Raw genomic sequence first — 21068 nt, 5'->3', positions numbered from 1 at the left:
GTTGTTGTTCTTATCCTTTCGCGATCCGGCGGCAGTGTTCCCATGCCGCAAAAATCAGGTTCTCGCTCGCCTCCGGCGTGCGGAACGCCGAATGCGCCGACAGCGTCACGTTCGGCAGTTTCGTGAGCGGATGATCGGCTGGCAGCGGCTCGATGTTGAAGACGTCGAGGCCGGCATGGCGGATGTGGCCCGACTTCAGCGCATCGATCATCGCCTGCTCGTCGACGATCGCGCCACGCGCGGTGTTGATGAGCACGACGCCCGGCTTCATCTTCGCGATCTTCTCGCGCGTGATCATGCCGCGCGTCTCGTCGTTGAGCAGCAGATGCAGCGACACCACGTCGCTTCTGGCCAGCACCGTGTCGAGATCGGTGAACTCCACGCCCGGATGGCTCTTCGGCGAGCGGTTCCAGGCGATCACCTTCATGCCGCTGCCTGAGGCGATGCGCGCGACTTCCGCGGCGATGCCGCCGAAGCCGATCAGGCCGAGCGTCTTGCCGGTGAGCTGCATGCCGTCCTCGCGCAGCCAGTTGCCGGCTCGCATCTCGCGATCCATCATCGCGATGACGCGGGCCGAGCCCCACATCAGCGCGATCGCGGATTCCGCCACCGCGGTGTCGCCATAGCCCTTGATCAGATGCACGGAGATGCCGAGCTGGCTAAGCTCCTCAGGATTCATGTAGCTGCGGGCGCCGGTGCCGAGGAACACCACGTGCTTGAGCCCTGCGCACTTCTTCGCAACCTCGGTCGGCAGCGCGGTGTGGTCGACGATCGCGATCTCGGCGCCGTCGAGAATCTCGGGATACTGCTCCGGCTTGATGTCGGGATCGCGATGGATCCGCACTTTGGGATCGCCGGGCCTCGTGAGCCGCTCCATGATCACGGCCATGGCTTGATTGGCGTCGACGAAAACTCCGCGCATGTTTTTCTCCGATCAGGACGCGACGCCGGCGATCGCCAGCACGGTGTGCATGAGCACGTTGGTGCCCGCGGCACAGTCGGGCTGCGTGGCGTCTTCCAGCTCGTTGTGGCTGATGCCGTCCTTACAGGGCACGAACACCATCGCGGCCGGAATGACGGTATTGAGGTTGCAGGCGTCATGGCCGGCGCCGGAAGTGATGTGGCGGCTGGAATAGCCGAGCGTCCTGGCCGCGTTCTCGACGGCCGCGATGAGCTTCGGATCGAAGTGCGTCGGCGGCTTGCGCCAGACCAGGTCGAGCTTCACCTCGACCTTGCGGCGCGCGGCGATCTCGGCAATCGCGGCGCGCAGGTCGCGGTCGAGCGCATCCATGATGGTCGCATCGGCGCTGCGGCAATCCACCGTGAAGGCGATCTCGCCGGGAATGACATTGCGCGAGGGGTTGGCGATGATGGCTTCGCCGATGGTGCCGACCGCCTTCGGCCCGCGCTTCTTCGCAGTGGCCTCCATCGCCAGTACGATCTCGGACAGCGTGGCCAGTGCATCCCGCCGCAGCGGCATCGGCGTCGAGCCGGCATGGCTCTCGAAGCCGGTGATCTTGCCGTCGTACCACAACACGCCCTGGCCGGAATCGACCACGCCGATGGTCTTGCCTTCGGCCTCCAGGATCGGGCCCTGCTCGATGTGCAATTCGACGAAGCAGCCGAGCTTCTGGAAGCCGACCGGCTTGTCGCCGCGATAGCCGATGCCGTCGAGTGCCTGGCCGACCGTGACGCCCTCGACGTCCTTGCGCGAGAGGATGTCGTCGGTGGTGAAGTCGCCGACATAGGCGGCAGAGGCCATCATCGCAGGTGCAAAGCGCGAGCCTTCCTCGTTGGTCCAGTTGACGACACAGATCGGCGCTTCGGTCTCGATGCCGGCATCGTTCAGCGTGCGGATGACTTCGAGTGCGCCGAGCGTGCCCAGGATGCCGTCATACTTGCCCCCGGTCGGCTGGGTGTCTAGATGCGAGCCGATGCCGACGGGCGGCTTCGACATGTCTCGCCCCTTGCGCAATCCGAACATCGAGCCGAGCGCATCGACATGCACCTCCAGTCCGGCGTCCTCGCAGGCCTTGCGGAACCAGTCGCGCACCTGCTTGTCTTCGGCACTCAGCGTCAGCCGCCGCACACCGCCCTTGGCCGTCGCGCCGAATTGCGCGGTCTCGTGGATGGAGCCCCAGAGGCGGGCGGAATCGATTTGCAGATTGGTGGCGGCTCGGCTCATGCGGTCGTTCTCTCACTTGTCATTCCGGGGCACCCAAAGCGCGAACCCGAAATCTCGAGATTCCGGGTTCGACGCTGACGCGTCGCCCCGGAATGACGATTTAGTTGTCCGGCGACTGATTCAATGACGCGCCGTCACGGCGGCGTCAACCGCGAGGCTGCTCTGCGCGATCTGCCGGGCAAGCTCGGCGACGCGCTCCACTGCCACGACGTCGGGCGAGGCGAGCCAGCTTGCCGTGAACGTCAGCGGTGCGATGTTGAGGTCGGTGTCGAGCAGTTGCAGCCGTCCGTCCGCGAGCTCGTTCTCGACGATCGCCGCCGGGATCACGGCGATGCCGAGTCCCTCGACCGCCATGTGGATGACGGTCGCGAGCGAGGCGGAGGCGTGCAGGCGGATCGGCGGCAGCTCCGGCCGGTCGAACACCTCGCGCACCACCTCGTAGGGCCGCGTCTTGCGCGGGAAGGTGATGATCGGGAACCGTGCAAGCTCGGCCCGTGTCACCGGGCCGCGGCCGAGGCCGAGCGAGGGGCTCGCAAGAAAACCGATCGGATAATCGGCGAGTACGCGGTTGTGCACGCCCGAGGTCGACAGCGGTCCCACCACAAATGCGAGTTCGATTTCCTGGCCGAGCAGGCGCGCGGTCAGGTTCGGCGTGATGTCGACCTCGATCTCCAGCGACAGGTTCGGATAGAGCTCGTTCACGCTTTTGACGAGTCGCGGCAGCCAGGTGTGCACGATGGTTTCGGCGACGCCGAGACGCATCACGCCGCGCATCGCGGACCGGTCGCCGATCTCGGCCATCATCGCCGCGCGCAGGCCGATCAGCTTTTCTGCGTAGACCATCATCTGCCGACCGCTCGGCGTTGGCGATGCCACGCGATGATCGCGGTTGAGCAACTTCACGCCCATCTCGCGTTCGAGCTGGGCGATGCGCTGGGAAATCGCCGGCTGGGTGGTGTTGAGCCGCGCCGCCGCGCCGCGGAAGCTGCCGAGCTTCACGACCCAGAGGAACGTTTCGATCGATTTGAAGTCCAGCATTGAAAGGAATTTCCCGATCGATAAATCCGCTTTATCGATATTGATTAGAAAGGACGATTAGACTTTATAGCATGCTTGGTGTTGGCTGTCCTTGTCGAGTTTATAGGCAGGTCGATCACATGACTGTTTTGGTGGCAGCGCAGCAAACTGAAACGCCCGACGCCCTCCCGAGCCGTCAGGCCCGGCTCGCCTACCGCGACGGGCGCGTCGCCTCCACCGCCGGCATCGCCCCAGGCTTCGTCCAGGGCAATCTGGCGATCCTGCCCGAGAAATACGCCAGCGCCTTTCATCGCTTCTGCCAGCTCAATCCGAAGCCGTGCCCGATCATCGGCATGTCCGACGTCGGCAGCCCGCACATCCCCGCGCTCGGCGCCGATCTCGACATCCGCACCGACGTGCCGCGCTACCGCGTCTGGCGCGACGGCGAGGTCGTCGACGAGCCGACCGACGTGTCCAAGCATTGGCGCGATGATCTCGTCACCTTCGTGCTCGGCTGCTCCTTCTCGTTCGAGGAGGCGCTGCTCGACGAGGGCATGCCGATCCGTCACATCGAGCACGATGTGCGGGTGCCGATGTACCGCACCAACATCGCGTGCAGCCCGTCGGGTCCATTCGCCGGCCCCATGGTGGTGTCGATGCGTCCGTTCAAGTCGGCCGATGCGATCCGCGCGGTGCAGATCACCTCGCGCTATCCGGCCGTCCACGGCGCGCCGGTGCATCTCGGTCATCCGCATCTGATCGGCATCAAGGATATCTCGAAGCCCGATTACGGTGATCCCGTGCCGGTCGCCGATGACGAGATCCCCGTGTTCTGGGCCTGCGGCGTCACGCCGCAATCGGTCATCAATGCTGCCAAGCTACCGTTCGCGATCACGCATTCGCCGGGGCTGATGCTGGTGACGGATCTCAAGAACAAGAACATGGCCGTGATTTAGTGGGCAGCGGTTGCTGCTTCTTCAGGCTTTACGGCGTCTATCAATCGCTCCATTCGATGAACCAAAATGGGTAACAGGGGACTTTGCCATGACGATCACTCGCCGCGACGTATTGTTGGGTGCCACCGCCACTGCCGCACTGATGCCGCTCGCGGCCCGCGCGCAGACCTCGGAAGTCGTGATCGGCGTGATCTATCCGTTCTCCGGCGGCAGCGCGCAGCAGGGCATCGATGCGCAGAAGGCCTATGAGACCGCGCTGGAGGTCATCAACAAGGATACCGATTTCGACCTGCCGCTGGCGAAGGGCGAGGGCCTGCCCGGCCTCGGTGGCGCCAAGGTTCGCCTCGTGTTCGCCGACCACCAGGCCGATCCGCAGAAGGGCCGCGCCGAGGCGGAGCGCCTGATCACGCAGGAGAAGGTCTCCGCCATCATCGGGACCTATCAGAGCGCGGTCGCCGTCACGGTTAGCCAGATCTGCGAACGCTACCAGATCCCGTTCGTGTCCGCCGACAACTCCTCGCCGAGCCTGCATCGCCGCGGCCTGAAATATTACTTCCGCGCTTCACCGCACGACGAGATGTACTCGGCCGCGATGTTCGACTTCTTCGATGCCATGAAGAAGAAGGGCACCAAGATCGAGACGCTGGCGCTGTTCCACGAGGACACTATCTTCGGCACCGACTCCGGCAACGCCCAGGCCAAGATCGCGGGCGAGCGCGGCTACAAGATCGTCTCCGACATCAAGTACCGCGCCAACTCGCCGTCGCTGTCCGCCGAAGTGCAGCAGCTCAAGACCGCGAACGCCGACGTTCTGATGCCCTCCAGCTACACCACCGACGGTATCCTCCTGGTCAAGACCATGGCCGAGCTCGGCTACAAGCCGAACGCGATCGTGGCGCAGGACGCCGGCTTCTCCGAGAAGGCGCTGTATGACGCCGTCGGCGACAAGCTCGAAGGCGTGATCTCGCGCGGCACCTTCTCGCTTGACCTCGCTCAGAAGCGCCCGATGGTCGGCAAGATCAACGAGATGTTCAAGGCAAAGTCGGGCAAGGACCTCAACGACCTCACCTCGCGCCAGTTCATGGGCCTGATCATCCTGGCGGATGCGATCAACCGCGCCAAGTCGGCCGACGGCGAGAAGATCCGCGATGCGCTGGCCGCCACCGACATCCCGGGCGAGCAGACCATCATGCCCTGGAAGCGCGTCAAGTTCGACGAGATGGGCCAGAACAACGACGCCGACCCGGTGCTGCTGCAATATCGTGGCGGCAAGTTCGTCACTGTCTTCCCGCCGCAGGCCGCGATCGCCGAGGCGACCTGGCCGATGAAGTAGTGCGGAGAGCGGGAGCTTAGACAGTAGCTCCCGCCCTCATCCTGAGGAGCGGGCATAGCCCGCGTCTCGAAGGACGAGGCGGGCCCATCCTTCGAGACGCGCGCTGGGGCGCGCTCCTCAGGATGAGGTCAGAGTGTGGGGGAAGATGCAGTGACAGCCCAAGCCATTATCCAGAGTCTCGCGAGCGGCCTCCTGATGGGGCTGCTCTACGGTCTGATCGCGGTCGGTCTCGCGCTGATCTTCGGCCTGATGGACGTCGTGAACTTCGCCCATGGCGAGTTCCTGATGATCGCGATGTACGCGACCTTCTTCCTGTTCGCCTTCTTCGCGATCGACCCCTTGTTGTCGGCGCCGCTGGTCGCCGCGGCGCTCTTCATATTTGGGGCGGTGGTCTATCTATTGATCGTGCGCTTTGCCATGCGCGCCAAGGCCAACGCCGGCATGGTGCAGATCTTCTCGACCTTCGGCCTCGCCATCGTGATGCGCGGGCTCGCACAGTTCTTCTTCACGCCGGACTACCGCAGCATTCCGCAGTCCTGGCTCGGTGGCAAGACGGTGTCGGTGGCCGGCATCTTCCTGCCGGAGCCGCAGCTGATCGGCGCGCTGGTCTCGATCGCGGCCTTTGCCGGCCTCTACTTCTTCATCAACCGCACCGATTTCGGCCGCGCGCTGGAGGCGACCCGTGAAGATCCCGGCGCGGTCGCGCTCGTCGGCATCGACAAGAACCGGGTGTTCGCGCTGGGCTGGGGCCTGGGCGCCGCGCTGGTTGGTCTTGCCGGCGCGATCATGGCGGTGTTCTTCTACATCTATCCCGACGTCGGGGCGTCCTTTGCGCTGATCGCCTATGTCACGGTCGCGCTCGGCGGCTTCGGCAGCGTGTTCGGCGCCTTCGCCGGCGGCATCGTCGTTGGTCTTGTCGAAGCCGTCACAGCGCTGGTGCTGCCGCCGTCGCTGAAGTCGGTCGGCATCTACGCCGTCTACCTGCTCGTCGTCTTCATCCGGCCGCGCGGCCTGTTCGGGTCGATGTGATGGACAAGAATTTTGCCGCGCGGCGCCGCCGCGATCTCATCATCGCCGCCGTCCTCGCGGTCATGGCAGCGCTTGCGCCATTATTCGTGAAAGACGTCTACGTCCAGAACATCCTGATCCTGACGCTGATGTATGCGGCGCTGTCGCAGAGCTGGAACATCCTCTCCGGCTATTGCGGGCAGATCTCGCTCGGCCACGCGCTCTATTTCGGCATCGGCGCCTACACCACCGAGCTGCTGTTCACGAAGTTCGGCGTGCTGCCGTGGTTCGGCATGATCAGTGGCGGCGTGATCGCGGCCCTGATCGCGATGGTGCTCGGCTATCCCTTCTTCCGCCTGCGCGGTCATTACTTCGTGATCGCGACCATCGTCATCGCCGAGATCGGGCTGCTGCTGTTCCAGAACTGGGACTGGGCGGGCGCCGCGCTCGGCATCACCATTCCGGTGCGGGGCGATAGCTGGCTGAAATTCCAGTTCCTGCGCAGCAAGCTGCCGTATTTCTATTTCGCGCTGGCGCTGTGCTGTCTCGCCTGGTTCGTGACCTGGTGGCTGGAGGATTCCAAATGGGGCTTCTGGTGGCGCGCGGTGAAGGACAATCCGGACGCCGCTGAAAGCCTCGGCGTCGTCGTGTTCAATTCCAAGATGGGTGCGGCCGCCGTCTCCGCCTTCCTCGTCGCCATCGGCGGTGCGTTCTATGCGCAGTATCTCGCCTATATCGATCCCGAAAGCGTCATGGGCTTCCAGTTCTCGCTGTTGATGGCGCTGCCGGCGGTGCTCGGCGGCATCGGCACGCTCTGGGGCGCGGTGCTCGGCGCGGCCATCCTGATCCCTATGACGGAGCTGACGCGCTCCTATATCGGCGGCTCCGGACGCGGCGTCGATCTGATCGTCTACGGTACGCTGATCGTGCTGATCTCGCTGGCGTTGCCGCAAGGGTTGGTGAGCTTGTTCTCGCGCGCGAAAGCAAAGGGAGCCACACGATGACTGCGCTCCTCGAAACCCGTGGCGTCTGGCAGCGCTTTGGCGGCCTCGTCGCAAACAGCGACGTCTCGATCTCGGTTGGTCGCGGCGAGATCGTCGGCCTGATCGGACCCAACGGCGCCGGTAAATCGACGCTGTTCAATCTCATCGCCGGCGTCCTGCCGCCGACCCAGGGCTCAATCTGGTTCGACGGCCAGGACGTGACCCGGATGCGTGCTGCCGAGCGCTGCCAGCTCGGGGTGGGGCGCACTTTCCAGGTGGTCAAGAGCTTTGAGACCATGACGGTGGTCGACAACGTCATCGTGGGAGCGCTGGTGCGCAACACCGTGATGCGCGAGGCCCGCCGCAAGGCGTATGAGGTGTTGGACTTCACCGGCCTTGCCGCGCGTGCCGAGGTGCTCGCGAGCGACCTCGTGCCCGCCGAGAAGCGCCGCCTCGAAGTCGCGCGTGCGCTTGCGACCGAACCAAAGCTGCTGCTGCTCGATGAAGTCCTCACCGGCCTTACGCCGACCGAAGCGCAGACCGGCGTCGCGCTGGTGCGCAAGGTGCGCGATGCGGGCATCACCGTGTTGATGGTCGAGCACGTCATGGAGATCGTGATGCCGCTGGTCGACCGCGCCATCGTGCTCGACCTCGGCAAGGTGCTGGTCGAAGGCAAGCCCACTGAGGTCGTCCGCGATCCCAAGGTGATCAGCGCATATCTGGGAGATCGTCATGCTGTCAGTGCATGAAGTCACGACCGCCTATCAGGGCCTGGTCGCGATCTCCGCGGTCTCGATCGAGGTCGAGAAGGGCGAGATCGTCTGCGTCGCCGGCGCCAACGGCGCGGGCAAGTCGACGCTGCTGAAATCCATCGCCGGCGCGGAGCGCCCGCGTTCGGGCACGGTGATGTTCGACGGCAAGCGCCTCGAGGGCATGGCGCAGCATCACATCACCGCCGCCGGCATCGCTTATGTGCCGGAGAACCGCCGCCTGTTTCCGCGCCTGTCGGTGCGCGACAATCTCCGCCTCGGCAGCTATCTCTATCGCGGCGAGACCAATCGCGAGGAGCCGCTCGATCTCGTCTTCAAGCTGTTTCCACGCCTGTCCGAACGGCTCGAGCAGCGTGCTGAGACGCTAAGTGGCGGCGAGCAGCAGATGCTTGCCATCGGCCGCGCGCTGATGACACGCCCGCGGCTCTTGATGCTGGACGAGCCCTCGCAGGGCATCATGCCAAAGCTGGTCGACGAGATCTTCCAGGCGGTCAAGCGCATCCGCGACGCCGGCATGACTGTTCTGATCGTCGAGCAGCGCATGGCCGAGTGCCTCGAGATCGCCGACCGCGCCTACATCCTGCAAACCGGCCGCGTGCTGCTGCAGGGCCCGTCGGCGGAGATCAAGGGCAATCCCGAGGTGCGCAAGGCGTATCTGGGGCTGTAGGCGTTACGGCTCTCTCCACACAGGCAACCGTCATCCTGAGATGCGCGCCTCGAAGGATGCTCCGCGAGCGCCCGCGGCAACCACCAGTGATGGTGCAAGCCCACTTCGTGGAGAACACGGGCCGCTGCCTCTATCTCACCTGGTGTAGGCCGCGCGAGATCGGTCATTCCCAGTGCTCATGCTCCGGCAATCTCACCCCGAACACCTTCACCAGATCCTTCACCTGCTCGGGCGACAGATAGCGCGGGTTCATCCCCCGCAGCAGCAGGTACAGCTTGGCCGTCTCCTCCAGCTCTTCGGTCGCGAACACTGCGGCCTCCAGCGTGTCGCCGGCGACCACAGGGCCGTGATTGGCGAGCAGCACTGACGAATACTTCCCCGCCAGACCCTTGATCGCATCCGCCACCGCCGGATCACCTGGCCGATAATAGGGCACGAGCGCGGTGGCACCGCATTTCATCAGGTAATAGGCCGTCATCGGCGGCAGCGCGGCGCGCGGGTCGATCTCGGGCAGCATCGACAGAGCGACCGAATGGGTCGAGTGCAGATGCACGATCGCGCGTGCACCCCCGCGCGTGTCGTAGAGCGCGGTGTGCAGCGGAACTTCCTTGGTCGGCGCATCGCCGGAGACGAGCCGGCCCTGCTCATCCAGCCGCGACAGCCGCGCCGGATCGAGGAAGCCGAGTGAGGCGTTGGTCGGCGTCACCAGCCAGCCGCCGGCATCCAGCCTCACGCTGATATTGCCGGAGGAGCCCGGCGTCAGCCCGCGCTCGAACAAAGAGCGTCCGAAGCGGCAGATGTCCTCGCGAAGCCGTGTCTCACTGCTCATGGCCGTCATGCCCGCTTGTCTCATGCTTTGGCAGCGCGGCCAAGCCGTGATATTCGGTTTGCCAGGCCGCCGACCAAAGCCGGCCATCGGGGAACGTTCCAGAGGATGAGTTGCATGTCTGCCTCCACATCACAGAATCAGCGCGTTGCCGTCATCGGGCTCGGCTCGATGGGCTTTGGCATGGCGACCTCGCTGAAACGCGCTGGGTTTGCCGTCACCGGCTGCGACGTCTCGGCCGATGCGGTGGCGCGCTTCGTGAAGGACGGCGGCGCGGGCGCCAAGACACCGGCCGAGGCGGCCAAGGGCGCTGACGTCGTCGTCAGCGTCGTCGTCAACGCCGCGCAGACCGAGGCGGTCCTGTTCGGCAAGGATGGTGCCGCCGAGACCATGCCGAAGGACAGCGTCTTCATCTCCTCGGCCACCATGGATCCCGATGTGGCGCGGCGTCTCGCAAAGCAGTTGGAGGCGTCCGGCCGGCATTATCTGGACGCGCCGATCTCCGGCGGTGCGCAGCGTGCCGCGCAAGGCGAACTGACGATCCTCGCTTCGGGCACTCCCGCCGCCTTTGCAAAGGCGCGCGCCGCGCTCGATGCCATGGCTGCAAAGCTCTACGAGCTCGGCGATGCCGCAGGCCAAGGCGCCGCCTTCAAGATGATCAACCAGTTGCTTGCCGGCGTGCACATCGCCGCCGCGTCCGAGGCGATGGCGTTCGCAGCCAAGCAGGGTCTCGACATCCGCAAGGTCTATGAGGTGATCACGGCCTCCGCCGGCAATTCCTGGATGTTCGAGAACCGCATGCCGCATGTGCTCGACGGCGATTATACGCCGCGCAGCGCGGTCGAGATATTCGTCAAGGATCTTGGCATCATCCAGGACATGGCGCGCACGGCCAGATTCCCGGTGCCGGTCTCAGCCGCCGCGCTGCAGATGTTCCTGATGACGGCTGCCGCCGGCATGGGCCGCGACGATGACGCGTCGGTGGCGCGGATGTATGCGCAGGTCACCGGTGTGAAGCTTCCCGGCGACAAGTAAGCAAGAGGACTCCAATGCCGCGTTTTGCCGCCAATCTCTCGATGATGTTCACCGAGGTACCGTTCCTCGACCGCTTCGATGCCGCAGCGCAAGCCGGCTTCACCGCCGTCGAATTCCTCTTTCCTTACGAGCATCCGGCCGAGGAGGTCGGCGAGCGGCTCAAGCGCAACGGCCTGACGCAGGCCTTGTTCAACCTGCCGCCGGGCGACTGGAATGCCGGCGAGAAGGGCTTTGCGGCGTTGCCGGCGCGCTTTGCCGATCTCAAGCAGAGCCTCGACACGGCGCTGCCCTACGCCAAGGCGACCGGCGTCAAGCGTCTGCATCTGATGGCCGGCATCGCCAACCGCGGCGACCGCCTCGCGATCGAGGCCTTTTACAAGTCGGTGGCGTGGGCGGCGGAGTTCTTCGGCCCGCACGGCATCGACATCGTGATCGAGCCGATCAATGCGCGCAACGTGCCCGGCTATTTCCTCAACGATTTCGGGTTCTCGCGCGACGTGGTCCAGGAGTTGAGGCTCCCCAACCTGAAGCTCCAGTTCGACATCTATCACTGCCAGATCATCCATGGTGACGTGACGATGCGGCTGCGCGAGATGATGCCGATCATCGGCCACGTCCAGATCGCCAGCATTCCCTCGCGCAACGAGCCTGATGGCGAGGAGCTGAACTATCCGTTCCTGTTCACTGAACTCGACCGGCTTGGCTATCCCGGCTTCGTCGGCTGCGAATACAATCCGCGCGGCAAGACCACCGACGGTCTCGCCTGGTTCAAGCCCTATGCAGGAGTGAAGCCGTGACTCTTGCGTTGGGCTGCATCGCCGACGACTACACCGGCGCCTCCGATCTTGCCAACACGCTGACGCGCGCGGGCCTGCGCACCGTGCAGACCATCGGCGTGCCCGCAGATGATCTGGCGCTGCCTGAGGTCGACGCCGTCGTGGTGTCGCTCAAGAGCCGCTCGATCGAGGCGGGTCTCGCCGTGTCGCGCTCCCGCGCGGCCGAGGCATGGCTGCGCGGCCGCGGCGCGCACCACGTGCTGTTCAAGATCTGCTCGACCTTCGATTCCACCGATGCCGGGAATATCGGCCCGGTGATGGATGCGCTGCGCGCCGATTGCGGCGAAGCGATCGTGCTGGTGACGCCGGCCTTCCCGGAGACCGGCCGCACCGTCTACCAGGGCAATCTGTTCGTCGGCGCCGTGCCGCTCAACGAGAGCCCGCTGAAGGATCACCCGCTCAACCCCATGCACGATTCCAACCTGGTGCGGGTGCTGGCGCGCCAGAGCAAGGCGCAAGTCGGCCTCGTCGACCTCGCGGCCGTCACGCGCAGCGTCGATGCCGTGCGGGCGCGGCTGGCCGAGCTTTCGGGCAGGGGCATCGGCGCGGCGATCATCGACGCCGTGTTCGACCGCGATCTCGAGACCATCGGTCTCGTCGCCGCCGAACACACGCTGTCGGTTGGCGCCTCCGGCATCGGCCTCGGGCTGGCGCGGGCGCTGGTGTCGACAGGTAAGGTCAAATCGGCCTCGGCCGGCAGCGCGGAGGGCGCCGCGGTCGGCGGACCCGCGGCTTGTCTTGCCGGAAGCTGCTCGCAGGCGACGCTCCAGCAGATCGCCAAGGCCGAAGCTGTCATGCCGGTGTTACATCTCGACTCGGACCGTATTATTACGGGGAAGGACGAAGCGCAGCGTGCGCTGGCGTGGGCGACGCCGCGGCTTGCCGACGGCCCGGTCCTGATCGCGTCGAGCGCGACACCGGATCAGGTCGCAGCACTGCAGGCGCGTCACGGCCGCGACGCGGCCGGTCACGCCATCGAGCAAACCATGGCCGATATCGCGGAAGGCCTTGTGCAGGCGGGCGTGCGGCGTCTGATCGTCGCAGGCGGCGAGACATCCGGCGCGGTGGTCGACCGGTTGAGGATTCCCGGATTTCTCGTGGGAGTAGAAATCGCCGCTGGTGTGCCTGTGTTGCGCGCAGTTGGCTCTGATGCCGGCGATATGCTGCTCGCGTTGAAGTCGGGCAATTTCGGTGGACCGGAGTTTTTCTCGGACGCGCTTAGGCTCATGCGCTGAGCGCAGGGCCTTCTTAGCCGCCTGTTCATTTCTTTCGGCTTCGGTAGTCGTACGGAGTCGTAGTTAACAACTGCTCAGTCGCTTTGTTGTTGGATAACGGCGCCGATCCTTTTGGTTGATCGCCATTTCCAGGACGCGCCAACGCGTCCAACGCAAAGAGACCCGATTATGTTCGCCAAGATCTCCATTCGCGCCAAGATCATCACTGTCCTGGCGTTCCTGCTCTTCGCGATGGGCGGCATGGGCCTGCTCGCCGTCATGAAGATGCGGTCGATGAACGCCAACACGATCGACATCACCACGAGCTGGATGCCCAGCGTACGTGTGATCGGCGATCTTCGTGCGGGCGTCATCACTTACCGCAACGTGATCCGCGAGCACATGCTGGCAGAGACGCTGGAGGAAAAGCTCGCAGCCGAGAAAACACTCGCGACGGTGGTCGAGTCCAACGCCAAATTCCGCAAGACCTATGAGACGATGATCACCTCGCCCGAGGAGCGCGCTCTGTACGATCAGTGGTCTAAGACTTGGGAAGAGTACAAGAAAGGCACTCAGCAGGTCATGGCGCTGTCGCGTCAGGAGGCCGGCAAGATCCCGCATGAGGCGCACGAGCTGAACAGCAAGACCGTCAACAAGATCGGGCTTGAAGCCGACGCCATCCTGGCAAAGGACATCGAGCTGAACACAAAGGGGGGCGATCAGGCCGCTGCGGATGCCGCCGATACCTATTACAACGCCTTTATCCTCGTCGCGATCATCTTGGGCGCTGCGGTTCTGTCGGGCATCGGCGTCGGCTTCTATCTCGTCCACGACGTCTCCAGCGGCATCAACTCCATCGTCGAGCCGATGCAGGCGCTGGGCAAGGGCGACCTCACCGCGGAAGTCCCGCACCGTGGCGAGAAGACCGAGATCGGCGCCATGGCCGATGTGCTCCAGGTCTTCAAGGAGGCGCTGATCGCCAAGAAGGCGGCCGACGAAGCCGCCGCGCACGATGCCGAGGCCAAGATCGAGCGCGGCCGCCGCGTCGACAACATCACCCGCGAATTCGAGACGATGATCGGCGAGATCGTCCAGACCGTGTCGTCCGCCTCGACCCAGCTCGAAGCCTCCGCCTCGACGCTGACCTCGACCGCCGATCGCTCGCAGAAGATGGCGACCACGGTCGCGGCGGCGTCGGAGGAAGCCTCCACCAACGTGCAGTCGGTGGCTTCGGCGACCGAGGAGATGGCTTCATCGGTCGGCGAGATCAGCCGCCAGGTGCAGGAATCGGCCCGCATGGCGGGCGATGCGGTCGGTCAGGCGCGCGCCACCACCGACCGCGTCAGCGAGCTTTCCAAGGCGGCCTCCCGCATTGGCGACGTCGTCGAGCTGATCAACACCATCGCCGGCCAGACCAACCTTCTGGCGCTGAATGCGACCATCGAGGCGGCGCGTGCCGGCGAGGCCGGCCGCGGCTTCGCGGTGGTGGCCTCCGAAGTGAAGGCGCTTGCCGAGCAGACCGCGAAGGCGACCGGCGAGATCGGCCAGCAGATCGCCGGCATCCAGGCCGCGACCAACGACTCGGTCGGCGCGATCAAGGAGATCTCCTCGACTATCGAGCGTCTGTCGGAAATCTCCTCGGCCATCGCCGCCGCGGTGGAAGAGCAGGGCGCCGCGACCCAGGAGATCGCCCGCAACGTGCAGCAGGCGGCGCAGGGCACCCAGCAAGTGTCGTCCAACATCACCGACGTGCAGCGCGGCGCGACCGAGACCGGGACGGCGTCCTCGCAGGTGCTATCGGCGGCCCAGATGCTGTCGAACGACTCGAGCCGGCTGAAGACCGAGGTCAGCAGGTTCCTGACCAATGTCCGCGCTGCGTAGGCCGCGGAGACACGAGAGTTCTGCGAGAGCGGCGCCTTCGGGCGCCGCTCTTTTTCTGCGCAGCCGAAAGCTGGCGCTGTAATCTTTCGAGCACGGGCTGCATAGCTGCGATGCCTTATCCGCAGTGCGGGTAGCAGGGAATTGAATGGCGCGAGGCCGCTTCGCGTTGGCGCTTCCAGTGGTGTTCGGGTAAAGGGAAAAGAGGAATCCCCGTGGGGCGGATTCCGTTTTCCCACTTGACCTGGAATTGCCCGGCGAATGATTGCCCTGGTCCGTATTGCCCTGAGCCGGCCCTATACTTTCGTCGTGCTCGCGCTTCTGCTTCTGATCATCGGGCCGCTCGCGGCGCTTCGGACGCCAACCGACATCTTCCCGGATATCCGCATTCCCGTGATCGGCGTGGTCTGGCAGTACACTGGCCTGCCACCGGACCAGATGTCCGGCCGCATCACGACGCCGTTCCAGCGGGCGCTGACCACGACGGTCAATGACATCGAACACATCGTCGCCAACTCCTATAACGGCTTTGGCATCATCAAGATCTTCTTCCAGCCCAATGTCGACATCCGCACCGCCAACGCGCAGGTGACCGCGATCTCGCAGACGCTGCTGAAGCAGATGCCGCCGGGCGCGACACCGCCCTTGATCCTGAACTACTCGGCCTCGACCGTGCCGATCATCCAGGTGGCGCTTTCGGGCGACGGGCTCACCGAGCAGAACCTCGCTGATATCGGCATCAACCAGCTGCGTACGCCGCTGGTCACCGTGCCCGGCGCGGCGATCCCGTATCCGTTCGGCGGCAAGCAGCGCCAGGTGCAGATCGACCTCAATCCAACCGCACTCCAGGCGCGCGGCCTCTCGGGTCAGGACGTCGCCAACGCGCTCGCCGCCCAGAACCTGATCACGCCGGTCGGCACCCAGAAGATCGGCGAGTTCGAATACAACATCCAGCTCAACAACTCTCCACTCAAGATGGACGAGCTCGGCAATCTGCCGATCAAGACCGTCAACGGCGCGATGGTCTATGTGCGCGATGTCGCAACCGTGCGCGACGGCAATCCGCCGCAGACCAATATCGTCCATGTCGACGGCAACCGCTCGGTGCTGATGATGGTGCTGAAGGCGGGCGCGACCTCGACGCTCGACATCATCTCGGGCATCAAGCAGAAGGTGATCGACGTCAAGGATCAGCTGCCGGACGCGTTGAAGATCGGCTTCATCGGCGACCAGTCGGTGTTCGTCCGCGGCGCGATTGAAGGTGTTGCCTTCGAAGGCGTGATCGCGGCGCTGCTGACCAGTGTCATGATCCTCCTGTTCCTCGGCAGCTGGCGCTCCACCGTCATCATCGCGGTCTCGATCCCGCTGTCGGTGCTGGGCGCCATCATCATGCTCTCGGCGATCGGCGAGACGCTCAACATCATGACCCTCGGTGGGCTGGCGCTCGCCGTCGGCATCCTCGTCGACGACGCCACCGTCACAATCGAGAACATCAACTATCATCTCGAGCAGGGCAAGCCGGTCGAGCAGTCGATCCTCGATGGCGCCAACCAAATCGTGACGCCGGCTTTCGTCTCGCTGCTGTGCATCTGCATCGTGTTCGTGCCGATGTTCTTCCTCACCGGCGTCGCGCGCTTCCTGTTCGTGCCGATGGCCGAGGCGGTGATGTTCGCGATGATCTGGTCGTTCATCCTGTCGCGCACGCTGATGCCGACCATGGCGAACTACCTGTTGCAGGCGCATGTCCATCACGAGGGCGCGCCGCCGAAATCGCGCAATCCCTTCGTCTGGTTCCAGCGCGGCTTCGAGGCGCGGTTCGAGCGCATCCGCGGCGGCTATCGCGGCCTCCTGGGCATGGCACTGGCGCACCGCGCCGTGTTCGTGATCGGCTTCCTCTGCGTGGTCGGCGCGTCATTCGCGCTGGTGCCGTTCCTGGGCCGCAACTTCTTCCCCGCAGTCGATGCCGGCAATATCCTGATGCATGTCCGCACCCAGGTCGGAACGCGCGTGGAAGAGACCGCCAACCAGCTCGCCGACGTGCAGAAGGCGATCCGCAAGCTGATCCCGGGCGAGATCGAGACGCTGACCGACAACATCGGCATGCCGATCTCCGGCATCAACATGACCTACAACAACACCGGCGTGATCGGTCCGCAGGACGGAGACATCCAGATCAAGCTGAAGGAGGGCCACAAGCCCACCGAGGAACATGTGCGCGTGCTGCGCGAGCAATTGCCGCGTCTGTTCCCGGGTGTGAGCTTCGCGTTCCTGCCGGCCGACATCGTCAGCCAGATCCTGAACTTCGGCGCGCCCGCGCCGATCGACCTGCAGATCCGCGGCGCCAACCTCGATGCCAACTTCGCCTATGCCAACAAGCTGCTGGCGAAGGTGCGCAGGATTCCCGGCGTGGCCGATGCGCGCATCCAGCAGTCGCCGAACAACCCGACCTTCAACATCGATGTCGACCGCACCCGCGCGCAATATGTCGGCCTGACCGAGCGCGACGTCACCAACAGCCTGGTGGTCAATCTCGCCGGCTCCTCGCAGGTGGCGCCGACATACTACCTGAATCCGGACAACGGCGTGTCCTACTCCATCGTGATGCAGACGCCGCAATACCAGATCGACTCGCTCAGCGCGCTGCAGACGCTGCCGATCACGGCGACCGGCAACTCACAGTCGCCGATCCTCGGCGGCATCGCGGACATCAAGCGCTCGACGTCGAGCGCGGTGGTGTCGCAATACGACATCCAGTCGATGGTGCAGATCTTCGCCACGACGCAAGGCCGCGATCTCGGCGCGGTCGCCAATGATATCCGCCAGGTGATCGCAGATACCGCCAAGGAGGTGCCGAAGGGCTCCTCCGTGGTGCTGCTCGGTCAGGTGCAGACCATGAACAGCGCTTTCACCGGCCTCTTGTTCGGCCTGTTAGGCGCGGTCGTGCTGATCTACTTCCTGATTGTCGTGAACTTCCAGTCCTGGTCCGATCCCTTTGTGATCATCACGGCGTTGCCGGCTGCGCTCGCCGGCATCATCTGGATGCTCTTCACCACCGAGACCACGCTGTCAGTGCCGGCGCTCACCGGCGCCATCATGTGCATGGGCGTTGCCACCGCCAACAGCGTGCTCGTGATCTCCTTCGCCCGCGAGCGCTATGAGGAGCTCGGCGACCCCGTCGCGGCCGCGCTCGAGGCCGGCTTCGTCCGGTTCCGCCCGGTGCTGATGACGGCGCTTGCCATGATCATCGGCATGGCCCCGATGGCGTTGGGGCTGGGCGAGGGCGGTGAGCAGAATGCGCCACTTGGCCGCGCCGTGATCGGCGGCCTGATCTTTGCAACTTTTGCCACGCTGATGTTTGTTCCCGTGGTGTTCAGTATGGTACACAAGAAACAAGGCGCCAAAGCCGCCGCCCCATTGGAGACTCCGCATGTCGCCCACTGAACCTCGCTCGCCGGTGTCGCACCGGAAACTGGGCATCTTCGGCGTGGTGGCACTGATAGCGGCAGGCCTCCTCGTCGGCACCGGCATCCGTGCCCGCGAGGAACAGGGCTCCAAGCTGAAGGAATGGACCGATGATCAGGCCGTTCCGAGTGTTGCGGTGACCTCGCCCAACGCCAAGGGCCTCAACGCCACCATCGACCTGCCGGGCCGGCTGGAAGCCTATTACCGCGCTCCGATCTTCGCGCGCGTCTCGGGCTATCTGAAGAGCTGGAGCGCCGACATGGGCGCCCGCGTCAAAGCCGGGCAGGTGATCGCCGAGATCGAGGCGCCCGATCTCGACCAGCAGCTGCTCCAGGCCCGCGCCGACCTCGCCAGCCAGCAGGCCAGCGCGCGGCTGTCGGAAGCGACGTTGAACCGGCGCAAGACGCTGGTCGCCTCCAACTTCGTCTCCGCGCAGGAGATCGACGAACGCACGGCCGACCTCTCCAACAAGAACGCTGCCGTCCACTCCGGACAGGCCAATGTCGAGCGCCTGGAGGCGCTGGCCGGCTACAAGAAGATCACCGCGCCGTTCGACGGCGTGGTCACGGCGCGCGACACCGACGTCGGCGCGCTGATCAATGCCGGTGGCGGCTCGGGCCCGGCGATGTTCGTGGTCTCCGACATCACCAAGCTGCGCGTCTACGTCAACGTGCCGCAGAATTATGTGCCGGCGATCAAGATCGGCGCCAAGGCCACCATCACCCTGCCGGAATACCCGAACCGGACGTTCCAGGCGACGGTGGAAGCTTCCTCGCAGGCCGTCGACGTCGCCTCCGGCACCACGCGCATGCAGCTCGGGCTGGACAATTCGAGCGGCGAACTGATGCCCGGCGGCTATGCCAGCGTGAAGCTCAATCTGCAGCGCGATTCCGCGCCGCTCAGCATCCCCGCCAGCGCTCTCATCTTCAACAGCAATGGCCTGCGTGTCGCGACCGTCGGCCCCGACGACAAGGTGCAGTTCAAGACCGTGACGATCGCCCGCGATCTCGGCCGCGAGATCGAGCTTGCCTCAGGCATCGCGCCCGGCGACCGCATCATCACGGCTCCGCCGGACGGCCTTTCTGACGGCGATCAAGTGCGCGTCGTCGGCGCCGGTGCCAAAGGCAAGCCGGCCACCGCGTCGGAGAAGCAGGCGCCGAGGAGCTAGCTCTGAGCTTGTAGGGTGCGCAAAGCGAAGCGTGCCCACCAATCTCCAAGCGATCGCGGAAAGAAGGTGGGCACGGCGCAAGAGCGCCTTTGCCCGCCCTACGGGAGCTCCGCCACCCGCCACTCCGGCACGCCATCAGCGGCCATCGTGATGTCGCCGAGCGAGCCGACCGGAGTCCGGTCCATGTTCAGCAGATGCGCCAGCGTTGCGCTGTCGTTTGCGGGAATGCGCGCCAGGGTGCGCTGGTCGTCACTCGTGCGCAGCATGACGACGCCGTGCTCGACCTCGCCACCCCGGCCATAGAGCACCGTAAAGCTCTCGACCTTGCCTTTGCCTGAGGCTTCCGTGACGAAATCCGGCACGGCGCGCTTGTTGCGGTCCGCCTCCGCTTGCACGCTGGTCGCCTGCGCCAGCGCTTCGCGTGCTGGCCCCTTCGAGACCACCAGCGCGTGATGCTTGGTGACGAAGCCGCCCTGGCCGTAGAGCAGGCCGAGCTTGGCGCCATCGCGCAGACGGCGCACCATCGCACAGGCCGCATGGGTCATGTAGGTGTTGAGCGGAGCGCCGAAGAAGGTGAGGCCGCCGTTCACGGTCGGCTGCACGTCCGCCCCTAAGCCCAGCGTCCGCCGCGCCATCTTGGGCACGCAAGGGAAGCAGCTGTAGAGCTCGATCGCGTCGAAATTCTTGCCGTCACCGCCGGCGAGATCCATCGCTGCCCTTAACACCGCATTCTGCGGATGACTCTCATGGAACTGGTCACGCAGCAGATAGTCGCGCGGCTCCTCGGCCGAGGCGCCGCCGAGCGGGTAGACCAGCCGGTCCTCGGTGATGCCGGCCGCGCGCGCCTTGGCGAGACTGGTGAGCAGAAGCGCGCCGCCCATGTTGACACTGGGATTGGCAACCATCAGCTTCGTATAAGGCCACGCGATCAGGCGGTTGTCGGCCGTTGGCGTCGTGATCTCGTCTGGCGCATGACGGCGCTTCAGCCAGGCGTTGGGATTTTGCGCGGCGGCGTCCGCATAGCGCGACCACAACGTGCCTGACTCGGCCATCGCCTCGCGCGGTGTCTGGCCCCAATGCGCCGACGAGGCCGCTTCATAGAAGGGATAGACCGTGACGGGGCGGAACACGCCGAGCTTGACCGCAAGCGGCTTCTGGAACGCCGCGCCGCGCTTGGGCTCCTCGACATCATGGGCGAACGGCGTCCACGGCAATTTGACACCGGCGCGCTCGGCCTTGGTCGCGGTCGACTGCGCCTCGGCGCCGCAGACCGCGGCCACGCTGCATTCGCCGCGCGCGATGCGCTGCGCGGCCTCGTGGATATAGCGGATCGGGCTCTCGCCGCCGACCGGGCCGTAATAGCAATGCGATGGCGCAGCACCGAGCCGCTGCGCCAGCAGCTTCTCCGGATCGCGATAGCGCCAGCTCAGGAAATTGACGACGTCGAGCGACTGCAATTCGTCAAGCAGCTTCGCACCGGCATCCGCTTCCGCGCGCCGCAACGCCTGCTCGAGCAGATCGAGCGGCTCGAGGCCGCCGGCGATCTCCTTGGGCCGATCGATGATCTCGCCGATGCCGACGATGACGGGAATGCGGTCTGGGGAAATGTTGGTCTTATCTGTCATGCTTCAATTCACGGTATCAGTTGTTTCGTCATTGCGAGCGAAGCGAAGCAATCCAGGGTCTTTCCGCGGCGACAATCTGGACTGCTTCGCTTCGCTCGCAATGAC

17 protein-coding genes are annotated in these 21068 nt (G+C 65.0%); 12 read left to right on the top strand and 5 right to left on the bottom strand.

The genetic code is table 11. The annotated features are described in order from the left end of the window. Nucleotides 1-10 precede the first annotated feature (10 nt). From AXW67_RS30190 to AXW67_RS30180, 3 genes are all read right to left on the bottom strand, one after another. Nucleotides 11-922 (bottom strand): NAD(P)-dependent oxidoreductase, encoded by a 912-nt coding sequence (locus AXW67_RS30190; RefSeq protein WP_063680824.1) that lies wholly within the window; start codon nucleotides 920-922, stop codon nucleotides 11-13. 12 nt (nucleotides 923-934) lie between these two features. Continuing rightward, nucleotides 935-2185, bottom strand: a complete 1251-nt coding sequence (locus tag AXW67_RS30185; protein WP_063680823.1) for a Zn-dependent hydrolase — start codon at nucleotides 2183-2185, stop codon at nucleotides 935-937. Between the two features lie 120 nt (nucleotides 2186-2305). Further along, a complete protein-coding gene (locus tag AXW67_RS30180) occupies nucleotides 2306-3223 on the bottom strand; it encodes a LysR family transcriptional regulator (RefSeq protein WP_063680822.1) in 918 nt (305 codons plus the stop codon). A gap of 119 nt (nucleotides 3224-3342) precedes the next feature. Between AXW67_RS30180 and AXW67_RS30175 the strand changes: the two genes are divergently transcribed. From AXW67_RS30175 to AXW67_RS30150, 6 genes are all read left to right on the top strand, one after another. Then, a complete protein-coding gene (locus AXW67_RS30175; RefSeq protein ID WP_027550334.1) occupies nucleotides 3343-4158 on the top strand; it encodes a putative hydro-lyase in 816 nt (271 codons plus the stop codon). An 88-nt stretch (nucleotides 4159-4246) separates the two neighbouring features. Then, complete coding sequence (locus tag AXW67_RS30170) at nucleotides 4247-5491, top strand: ABC transporter substrate-binding protein (RefSeq protein WP_063680821.1); 1245 nt, start codon at nucleotides 4247-4249, stop codon at nucleotides 5489-5491. Nucleotides 5492-5686: 195 nt separating this feature from the next. Beyond that, the gene (locus AXW67_RS30165) at nucleotides 5687-6520 is read left to right on the top strand and encodes a branched-chain amino acid ABC transporter permease (RefSeq protein WP_245283843.1); all 834 of its coding nucleotides are present in this window, start codon (nucleotides 5687-5689) and stop codon (nucleotides 6518-6520) included. Next, nucleotides 6520-7503 (top strand): branched-chain amino acid ABC transporter permease, encoded by a 984-nt coding sequence (locus tag AXW67_RS30160; protein ID WP_063680820.1) that lies wholly within the window; start codon nucleotides 6520-6522, stop codon nucleotides 7501-7503. Before AXW67_RS30165 ends, AXW67_RS30160 begins: the two co-directional genes overlap by 1 nt. Further along, on the top strand, nucleotides 7500-8231 hold the full coding sequence (locus AXW67_RS30155) for an ABC transporter ATP-binding protein (protein WP_063680819.1): 732 nt from the start codon (nucleotides 7500-7502) through the stop codon (nucleotides 8229-8231). Before AXW67_RS30160 ends, AXW67_RS30155 begins: the two co-directional genes overlap by 4 nt. Next, nucleotides 8215-8919, top strand: coding sequence for an ABC transporter ATP-binding protein (locus AXW67_RS30150; RefSeq protein ID WP_063680818.1), 705 nt, complete (start codon nucleotides 8215-8217; stop codon nucleotides 8917-8919). The genes AXW67_RS30155 and AXW67_RS30150 overlap by 17 nt, the downstream gene beginning before the upstream one ends. 163 nt (nucleotides 8920-9082) lie before the next feature. Here the strand turns inward: AXW67_RS30150 and otnC are convergent, their stop codons facing one another. After that, nucleotides 9083-9757, bottom strand: a complete 675-nt coding sequence (otnC, locus tag AXW67_RS30145) for a 3-oxo-tetronate 4-phosphate decarboxylase (protein WP_063680817.1) — start codon at nucleotides 9755-9757, stop codon at nucleotides 9083-9085. Between the two features lie 42 nt (nucleotides 9758-9799). Here otnC and ltnD point away from each other — a divergent pair, with 42 nt between their 5' ends. The 6 genes from ltnD (at nucleotide 9800) to AXW67_RS30115 (ending at nucleotide 19338) form a co-directional block, all read left to right on the top strand. Continuing rightward, nucleotides 9800-10780: an L-threonate dehydrogenase gene (ltnD, locus tag AXW67_RS30140; protein WP_430648739.1), complete on the top strand. Its 981-nt coding sequence runs from the start codon at nucleotides 9800-9802 to the stop codon at nucleotides 10778-10780. A gap of 14 nt (nucleotides 10781-10794) precedes the next feature. Further along, the gene (otnI, locus tag AXW67_RS30135; protein WP_063680815.1) at nucleotides 10795-11577 is read left to right on the top strand and encodes a 2-oxo-tetronate isomerase; all 783 of its coding nucleotides are present in this window, start codon (nucleotides 10795-10797) and stop codon (nucleotides 11575-11577) included. Then, nucleotides 11574-12851, top strand: coding sequence for a 3-oxo-tetronate kinase (gene otnK, locus AXW67_RS30130; RefSeq protein ID WP_063680814.1), 1278 nt, complete (start codon nucleotides 11574-11576; stop codon nucleotides 12849-12851). The genes otnI and otnK overlap by 4 nt, the downstream gene beginning before the upstream one ends. A gap of 168 nt (nucleotides 12852-13019) precedes the next feature. Then, nucleotides 13020-14711, top strand: coding sequence for a methyl-accepting chemotaxis protein (locus AXW67_RS30125; protein ID WP_063680813.1), 1692 nt, complete (start codon nucleotides 13020-13022; stop codon nucleotides 14709-14711). A gap of 258 nt (nucleotides 14712-14969) precedes the next feature. Beyond that, the gene (locus AXW67_RS30120) at nucleotides 14970-18149 is read left to right on the top strand and encodes an efflux RND transporter permease subunit (RefSeq protein ID WP_063680812.1); all 3180 of its coding nucleotides are present in this window, start codon (nucleotides 14970-14972) and stop codon (nucleotides 18147-18149) included. Next, entirely contained in the window at nucleotides 18136-19338 is a 1203-nt protein-coding gene (locus AXW67_RS30115) for an efflux RND transporter periplasmic adaptor subunit (RefSeq protein WP_063680811.1), read from the top strand. The genes AXW67_RS30120 and AXW67_RS30115 overlap by 14 nt, the downstream gene beginning before the upstream one ends. A gap of 98 nt (nucleotides 19339-19436) precedes the next feature. Here AXW67_RS30115 and AXW67_RS30110 read toward each other — a convergent pair whose 3' ends face one another. After that, a complete protein-coding gene (locus tag AXW67_RS30110) occupies nucleotides 19437-20963 on the bottom strand; it encodes an acetyl-CoA acetyltransferase (protein WP_063680810.1) in 1527 nt (508 codons plus the stop codon). Nucleotides 20964-21068 lie beyond the last annotated feature (105 nt).

Source organism: Bradyrhizobium neotropicale (assembly GCF_001641695.1).
GTDB lineage: Bacteria > Pseudomonadota > Alphaproteobacteria > Rhizobiales > Xanthobacteraceae > Bradyrhizobium > Bradyrhizobium neotropicale.
Note: the sequence above shows the minus strand (reverse complement) of the source record. Positions and strands in the feature narration are given on the sequence as shown.